The organism is Calidithermus terrae (assembly GCF_003574345.1).
In the GTDB taxonomy this organism is placed as follows: domain Bacteria; phylum Deinococcota; class Deinococci; order Deinococcales; family Thermaceae; genus Calidithermus; species Calidithermus chliarophilus.
In genome coordinates this window covers 1-6334 of sequence record NZ_QXDL01000220.1, presented here as the reverse complement: position 1 = coordinate 6334, position 6334 = coordinate 1, and the positions used below count along the sequence as shown (strand labels likewise).

General features: G+C 69.4%; 8 protein-coding genes and 1 pseudogene. 5 read left to right on the top strand and 4 right to left on the bottom strand.

From position 1 onward, the window contains the following. From Mterra_RS22540 to Mterra_RS17825, 4 genes are all read left to right on the top strand, one after another. A partial coding sequence (locus tag Mterra_RS22540) for a hypothetical protein (protein WP_170159727.1) occupies positions 1 to 458 on the top strand: 458 nt, incomplete at its 5' end. Continuing rightward, positions 442 to 768, top strand: coding sequence for a winged helix-turn-helix domain-containing protein (locus Mterra_RS17835; RefSeq protein WP_119316376.1), 327 nt, complete (start codon positions 442 to 444; stop codon positions 766 to 768). The genes Mterra_RS22540 and Mterra_RS17835, both read left to right, overlap by 17 nt. Positions 769 to 785: 17 nt before the next feature. Further along, complete coding sequence (locus tag Mterra_RS17830; protein ID WP_119316375.1) at positions 786 to 1508, top strand: ATP-binding cassette domain-containing protein; 723 nt, start codon at positions 786 to 788, stop codon at positions 1506 to 1508. Between the two features lie 24 nt (positions 1509 to 1532). After that, entirely contained in the window at positions 1533 to 2714 is a 1182-nt protein-coding gene (locus Mterra_RS17825; RefSeq protein ID WP_119316374.1) for an ABC transporter permease, read from the top strand. 67 nt (positions 2715 to 2781) lie between these two features. Here Mterra_RS17825 and mqnC read toward each other — a convergent pair whose 3' ends face one another. Continuing rightward, complete coding sequence (mqnC, locus tag Mterra_RS17820; RefSeq protein ID WP_119316373.1) at positions 2782 to 3921, bottom strand: cyclic dehypoxanthinyl futalosine synthase; 1140 nt, start codon at positions 3919 to 3921, stop codon at positions 2782 to 2784. Between the two features lie 166 nt (positions 3922 to 4087). On the opposite strand from mqnC, the gene Mterra_RS17815 reads away from it, so the two are divergent. Beyond that, on the top strand, positions 4088 to 4378 hold the full coding sequence (locus Mterra_RS17815) for a hypothetical protein (protein ID WP_147372919.1): 291 nt from the start codon (positions 4088 to 4090) through the stop codon (positions 4376 to 4378). Here Mterra_RS17815 and Mterra_RS17810 read toward each other — a convergent pair. The 3 genes and pseudogenes from Mterra_RS17810 to Mterra_RS17800 all read right to left on the bottom strand — a co-directional run. Next, complete coding sequence (locus Mterra_RS17810; protein WP_119316371.1) at positions 4371 to 5006, bottom strand: glycosyltransferase family 2 protein; 636 nt, start codon at positions 5004 to 5006, stop codon at positions 4371 to 4373. The two genes, Mterra_RS17815 and Mterra_RS17810, sit on opposite strands and share 8 nt — an antisense overlap. 11 nt (positions 5007 to 5017) lie before the next feature. Then, positions 5018 to 6040, bottom strand: a complete 1023-nt coding sequence (locus Mterra_RS17805) for a M50 family metallopeptidase (protein WP_119316370.1) — start codon at positions 6038 to 6040, stop codon at positions 5018 to 5020. A 3-nt stretch (positions 6041 to 6043) separates the two neighbouring features. Further along, a pseudogene (locus Mterra_RS17800) lies at positions 6044 to 6334 on the bottom strand (1-deoxy-D-xylulose-5-phosphate reductoisomerase); the annotation flags it as partial.

Sequence of the window (6334 nt, the reverse complement as noted above, 5' to 3'; positions counted from 1 at the left end):
GGGTGGGGGTCATCCTCCTGGGGGTGGTGGTGGCCACGGTGCTGTTCTCCTGCGTCATCGCGGCGGGGTACTACCGCTCCGTCTACGGCGTGGTGCGCAACCCGGCGACCAACCGCCGGCTGGACGCCTGGCTGGTGCTCTTCGTCCCGCTGCTGGCCCTGCTGCTGGTGCTCGACGCCCGCCTCGAGCCCCCCGTCTTCGTCAGCGGCTTAGTCTGGGCGGGCGCGGTCTGGCTCTACGAGCGCGCCACCGGGGGAGGGCGGCGTCACTGGCGGCTGCTCGCGCTGGCCCTGGCCCTGCTCGCCCCGCTGCCCCTGCTGGGCGTGAGCCCGGACTGGATGATGAGCCTGTTCCTGGGCGTGCTGGGCCTGGGGTATGCCGCGTGCGGGATGCTCGACCACCTCGAGCTCACCCGCATCCTGCCGCCGGTGAAGGACGACGATGGAACTGCGCTTTGACCCCGAGTCCACCCGCCTGCTGCACGAGCCGGCCCGCCTGATGATCATGACCGTGCTCGGCGCGTGCGAAAGCGCCGACTTCGTCTTCCTCCAGCGGGCCACCGGCCTCACCAAGGGCAACCTCTCCTCGCACCTGTCCAGGCTCGAGGAAGCGGGTTACGTGCGGATCACCAAGCAGTTCGTCGGAAAGCTCCCCAACACCCAAATAGGCCTCACCGACGCGGGTAGGGCGGCGCTGGAGCAGCACTGGAAGCAACTCGACGACCTGCGCCGCCAGGGCGATCAGCTCCGGCAGCAGGTCAAGGGATGAGGCAGAGGAGTGGATGCATGGTCGAAGCGACGGGGTTGAGCAAGAATTACAAGGATTTCAAGGCCGTGGAGAGCCTCAGCTTCAGGGTGGACCACGGCGAGGTTTACGGCCTCCTCGGCCCCAACGGGGCGGGCAAGACCACCACCTTGCGCATGCTGGCTACCCTCCTCGCCCCCAGCAGCGGCACCGCCACGGTCGCGGGGCACGACATCCGCAAGCAGCCGCTCGAGGTGCGCCGCAACCTGGGCATCGTCAACGGCGGGATGCAGGTGTACGAGCGGCTGACGGGCCGGGAGGTGCTGGAGTTCTTCGCGGGTTTCTACGGGGTGGAGGGCCGATTGTTCCGCGAACGGTTGGAGTGGGTGGCGGGCTTGCTCGAGATGGACGGCGTACTGGACAAGCTGGTGCGCGAGATGTCTACGGGCATGCGGCAGAAGGTGGTTATCGCCCGCTCCATCCTGCACCAGCCGCCCGTGCTCCTCCTCGACGAGGCCACCGCCGGGCTCGACGTCTTCGCCCGCCGCTCGCTGCTGGACTTCGTGAAGCAGTACCGCTCGCTGGGCAAGAGCCTGATCTACTCCACCCACGTCATGAGCGAGGCCGAGGAGGTCTGCGACCGGGTGGGCTTCCTCTACGGGGGCAAGCTCGTCTACGAAGGGCCCGCCGGCGAGGCCATGAGCCACGGCGGGGGCAGCCTCGAGCGCGCCTTCATCCGCCGCCTGGAGGAAGTCGCGGCCTGAGCCGCCGGAGAATCGAGGCAACCCATGGACAACGTGACGCGTATTTTCCGCAAGGAGATGCTCTCGGTGCTGCGCGAGCGCCGGGTGATCTTCAGCACCCTGATCCTGCCCATTTTGCTCATGCCCCTGCTGATGTACGGCCCCAGCCTGCTGCTGGGCAACGCCGCGCGCAAGACCGTGGAGCAGGTGCAGCCGGTGGGGGTGCAGAACCTGCCCGAGGCCGCCCTGCAGGCCCTGCGCGCCGCCAAGCTCGACCCGGTCCCCGTGGACGACCCCGAGACCCGGGTGCGCGAGAAGGTGGTCCAGGCCGCCGTGGATTACCAGGAGGGCCGATACGTGATCTATGGCCGGCTCTCGGGGGGCGTGACCCAGAGCAGCGTGGTGGTGGATAAGGTCGAGGGGGCCCTGCGGGCGCTCAAGGACCAGGAGGTGGCCCGCACCCTGCAGAGCCGGGGCATTTCGCCCGCGGTGCTCGAGCCCTTCCAGGTCACCACCCAAGACGCCTCGCCCAAGCAGGAGCGCTCGGCCGGCCTGTTCGCCTTCTTCATCCCCTACTTCCTGGTGCTGTTCATCCTCATCGGCGGGCAGGTGGTGGCCATCGACACCACGGCGGGGGAGAAGGAGAAGGGGACGCTCGAGGCCCTGCTCGCGACCCCCGCCCCCCTGTCGCAGGTGGTGCTGGGCAAGGCCCTAGCGACGCTGGTGGTGGCGCTGGCGGCGGCGCTGGCCTCGGTGGCGGGCATCGTGCTGGGCGGGACGGTGGTGCGCAGCTTCTTCGCGCGGCAGCTCGAGGCCATGCAGGGCGGGGGCACCCAGCTCGGCGGGGCGCTCGCGCTCGAGCCCAGCGGCTACCTCGCCCTGCTCGTCACCGCCGTCCTCTTCGCGGCCATGATGGTCTCGGTGCAGCTCACGCTGGGCCTGTACGCCCGCAGCTTCAAGGAGGCCCAGAGCTACATGGCCCCCCTCCAGTTCGTCTTCATCCTGCCGCTCATCGCCCTGCAGTTCTCCGACTTCCTCACCCAGCAGCAGTGGTACTACGCCCTGCCCGCCTTCAACGTCATGCTGCTGCTCGACGGCATCGTCAAGGGCTCGGCCCAGGGCTGGCAGATCAGCCTGACCTGGGCCACCACGCTGGTCTTCGCGGTGCTGGCGCTGGCGCTGGCGGTGCGCAACTTCCTGCGCGAGGACGTGGTGTTCCGGAACTAGGCTGCATCCAACGCGGAATGGCCGGGGATTCCCCGGCCATTCCTTGTTATGGCTAAGCGCCAGGGGGTCAGGCCATCGGCAGCGGCTCGGGGTCGCGCTCGCTCAGCACGGCCTCGACGTCGGGGTAGCGCAGGATGTTGTAGTAGGGGTCGCGCTCGGCGGGGGTGAAGCCCGCGTCGGCGATGTGGCGCACGATCTGGCGCACGGTGGCGTGGGTGCGGTTGTGGCCGGCGGCCACGCTGACCACGTTCTCCTCGAGCATGGTGCTTCCGAAGTCGTTGGCGCCGTAGTAGAGCGCGGTCTGGGCGACCTTGAAGCCCATGCTGGGCCAGCTCGCCTGCAGGTTGGGGATGTTATTGAGCGCCAGGCGGGCGACGGCGAGCTGCTGGAGGTACTCGTGGGCGCTGGCGCCGGGGGCCTTGCCCTTGAGCCGGGTGTTCTCGGTCTGCAGGGTCCACATGGCGAAGGCGGCGTAGCCGTGGCCGTGCTCGCGCTGGGCTTTTTCCTGCTGGGCCCAGATCTTGATGAGGTGCTCGGCGCGCTGGGCGTAGGTCTCGCCGAAGCCGATGACCATGGTGGCGATGGTGTAGAGCCCTAGGCGCTGGGCCGCGTCCTGGATGCGGAACCAGTCCTCGGCCTTGATGCGGGCGGGCGCGGCCTTGGCCCGCACCTCGTCCACCAGGATTTCGCCGCCGGCGCCGGGCAGCCCGTCGAGCCCGGCTTCCTTGAGCTCGGCCAGCAGCTCAGGGGCCTTGCGCCCGGTGATCTTCTCGAGCCCCAGGATCTCCTCGGGGCTGAAGGCGTCGATGCGGACCTCGGGGTAGTGGCCCTTGAGGTAGCGCAGCAGATCGAGGTACCAGGCGTAGGGCAGCTTGGGGTTGACCCCGCCCTGCATCAGGATGCGCCGCCCGCCGATGCTCATGAGCTCCTCGACCTTGTGAGCGATCTCCTCGAAGCTCAGCACGTAGGCGTCCTTCTGGCGGTCGGTGCGGTAGAAGGCGCAGAAGTTGCAGGCGACGTTGCAGACGTTGGTGTAGTTGATGTTGCGGTCGATGAGGTAGGTGACGAGGTCGGGGCGGGCCCGGCGCAGCCGGGCCTCGTGGGCCGCCGCCGCGAGCTCGGGCAGGGGGAAGTGGTATAGCGATTCGATCTCCTGGGCGTTCAAGGTTTCGCCCTGCACGGCACGCTCGAGAAGCCGGTCGTTCACGCTGTCACCTCTTCGCCATGACGCAATGCAACCCACGGTAGCCGCTTCATATCCCCTCCATGTTACCGCCCTGCGTGGTGAAAAAAGTACCGTTCGCCCCTCTGGCCCCGCCTTGCCAGCGTGCTCGAGGGGGTCTACCCTAGAGATGAACCGCGAGGAGGGGACTATGGCCCAGAGCAGCCTGGAACTGCTGGACGAACTCGAGCGCCTGCTTTCCCACCGCCACCCGGCCGGGCCCGGCACCCACATCCACGGGGCGGGGATCGAGGTGCGCGAAGCCCGCAAGGCGCTGGCCCAGCTCCGCGAGGCCATCACCCGGAAGGACGACCCCCGGCCCGCCGTTGCCGCTACCCGCAAGGCGGCGCTCGGCCTGCACCTCAACGAGCCGCACCGCTTCGGGTACGTGCTGAGCCAGCTCGAGCGGGGCCTGCTCGAGGAAGCCGGGAAGGCTAGCTGACCCTGCGCCGGCGCCAGGAGCGCAGGATCTCGCGGTACATCTGCAGCCGGTGGGCCACCCCGCCCCAGAAGCCGCGCTTCTCCTCCTTCATCACCTGGCCCATCCCCACCAGCGGCACGTACTTCACCCGCCACTTGTGCTCGGCGGCGTGCTGGGTGAGCACCATCTCGATGCCGTAGCGGGCCCCCTCCAGCCCCTGCACCTGCCGCAGCAGCTCGGTGCGGAAGGCCCGCTGGCCCGAGAGGTAGGGGGTGATGCGCTGGGCGAGGTCGGTCTGCAGCCGCCCGCCCTTGAAGATGCCGATGCTCATTTCGGCCTCGCCGTCGCGCACCGGGGCCAACAGGGCCTCGAGGTGCCGGGGGGTCAGGCCGGTGAGGTCGGCGTCGAGCAGCATCACCAGCGGGGTCTCGACGTGGCGCAGGCCGTAGGCCACCGCCCCGCCCTTGCCCCGGTTCTGCGGCAAGCGCACCACCTTGGCCCCGGCGGCCTCGGCCACCTGCGCGGTGGCGTCGGCCGAGCCGTCGTCGGCGACGATGACTGGGAAGCCGGCCTCGAGCGCCGCCCTGACCACGGCGGCGACGTGGTCTTGCTCGTTGTAGGCGGGGATGAGCACCGTGGTCGCAGCCATCGGATCCCCCGCTAGCTCCCGCCCCCGAGGTTGCGCAGGTCGTTGATGGTGACGAGCACCAGCAGCAGCAGCATGAACACGAAGCCGCCGTAGCTCAGCCTCGCCTCGTGCTCGGGCGTGATGCGGCCGCGGGCGATCACGTTGGCGAGCAGGATCAGGATGCGCCCGCCGTCGAGGCCGGGGATGGGCAGCAGGTTGAAGATCGCCAGCGAGAGGTTGATCTGGATCATCAGCAGCGCCAGGGTGTACACCCCCTGCTGGGCGGCCTGCCCGGTCACCGAGACGATGCCCACCGGCCCCGAAAGGCCGGTGTTGGACTGGCCCGCCACCGTCCCCACCAGCCCGGTGACGATGGCCCGGAAGGCCGCCGGCGCCGCCGTCACGGTGTCGGCGATGGAGCGGAAAAAGGCCTGGAAGAACGGGAGCTTGGTGTAGCGGATGATGGGCCCGTAGCGGATGCCCAAAGTGCCCTCGCCGCCCGGCCAGTCGAAGCGGATCTCCACCGTTTCCCCGCCGCGTCGCACGGTGAAGCGCTTCTCGCCCGCGCCTTCCCGGAAGTTGCGCACCTCCTCCCAGCTCTTCAGCGGCTGGCCGTTGAGGGCCACGATCACGTCGCCCGCCTTCAGCCCGATCGCTTCGGCGCGGCTGCCCTCGACCACGGCGGCGACCTGGGCCTGGCCGGGCACCGCCTCGGGCAGGCCCCGCACGCTGGCGAGGGTCGCCAGCAGCAGCCAGGCCAGCAGCAGGTTCATCACCACGCCGCCCACCAGGATGAGGAATTTGCCCCAGGTCGAGAGCCTCGAGTACCCATGGGCATCCCCGGGCATCATGCCCTCGATCTCGGCGTAACCGCCCAGGGGGATGGCGTTGAGCCGCCAGGTCGTGCCGCGCCAGTCGAACTTGAGCAGGGTGGGGCCGAAGCCCAGCGCGAAGTTCTTGACCCCCACGCCCTGGGCCCTGGCCGCCCAGTAGTGGCCCAGCTCGTGGACCAGGATGCTGACGCCGATGATGAGCAAAAACCACAACAGTGCCATTCTCTAGACCTTCACCTTCAGCAGCTCCCGGCTGCGGACGCGCGCCTCGAGGTCGGCGTGCTCGATGCTCTCCCAGCTCAGCCCGCCCTGGGGGACCGCCTCGAGCGCCGCCTCGAGCACCCGCGGGATGTCTAAGTAGCCGATCTGGCCCTTGAGGAAGGCCTCCACCGCCACCTCGTCGGCGGCGTTGAGCACCACCGGGGCCAGCCCGCCCCGGCGCCCGGCCTCGTAGGCGGCGGCCAGGGCGGGGAAGCGCCCGGTGTCGGGGGGGTAGAACTCCAGGCGCTCGGGGAT

Coding starts and splice junctions, on each gene's coding strand:
- Mterra_RS17835 (WP_119316376.1), top strand. CDS start 442: ATGGAACTGCGCTTTGACCCCGAGTCCACCCGCCTGCTGCACGAGCCG.
- Mterra_RS17830 (WP_119316375.1), top strand. CDS start 786: ATGGTCGAAGCGACGGGGTTGAGCAAGAATTACAAGGATTTCAAGGCC.
- Mterra_RS17825 (WP_119316374.1), top strand. CDS start 1,533: ATGGACAACGTGACGCGTATTTTCCGCAAGGAGATGCTCTCGGTGCTG.
- Mterra_RS17815 (WP_147372919.1), top strand. CDS start 4,088: ATGGCCCAGAGCAGCCTGGAACTGCTGGACGAACTCGAGCGCCTGCTT.
- Mterra_RS17810 (WP_119316371.1), bottom strand. CDS start 5,006: ATGGCTGCGACCACGGTGCTCATCCCCGCCTACAACGAGCAAGACCAC.
- Mterra_RS17805 (WP_119316370.1), bottom strand. CDS start 6,040: ATGGCACTGTTGTGGTTTTTGCTCATCATCGGCGTCAGCATCCTGGTC.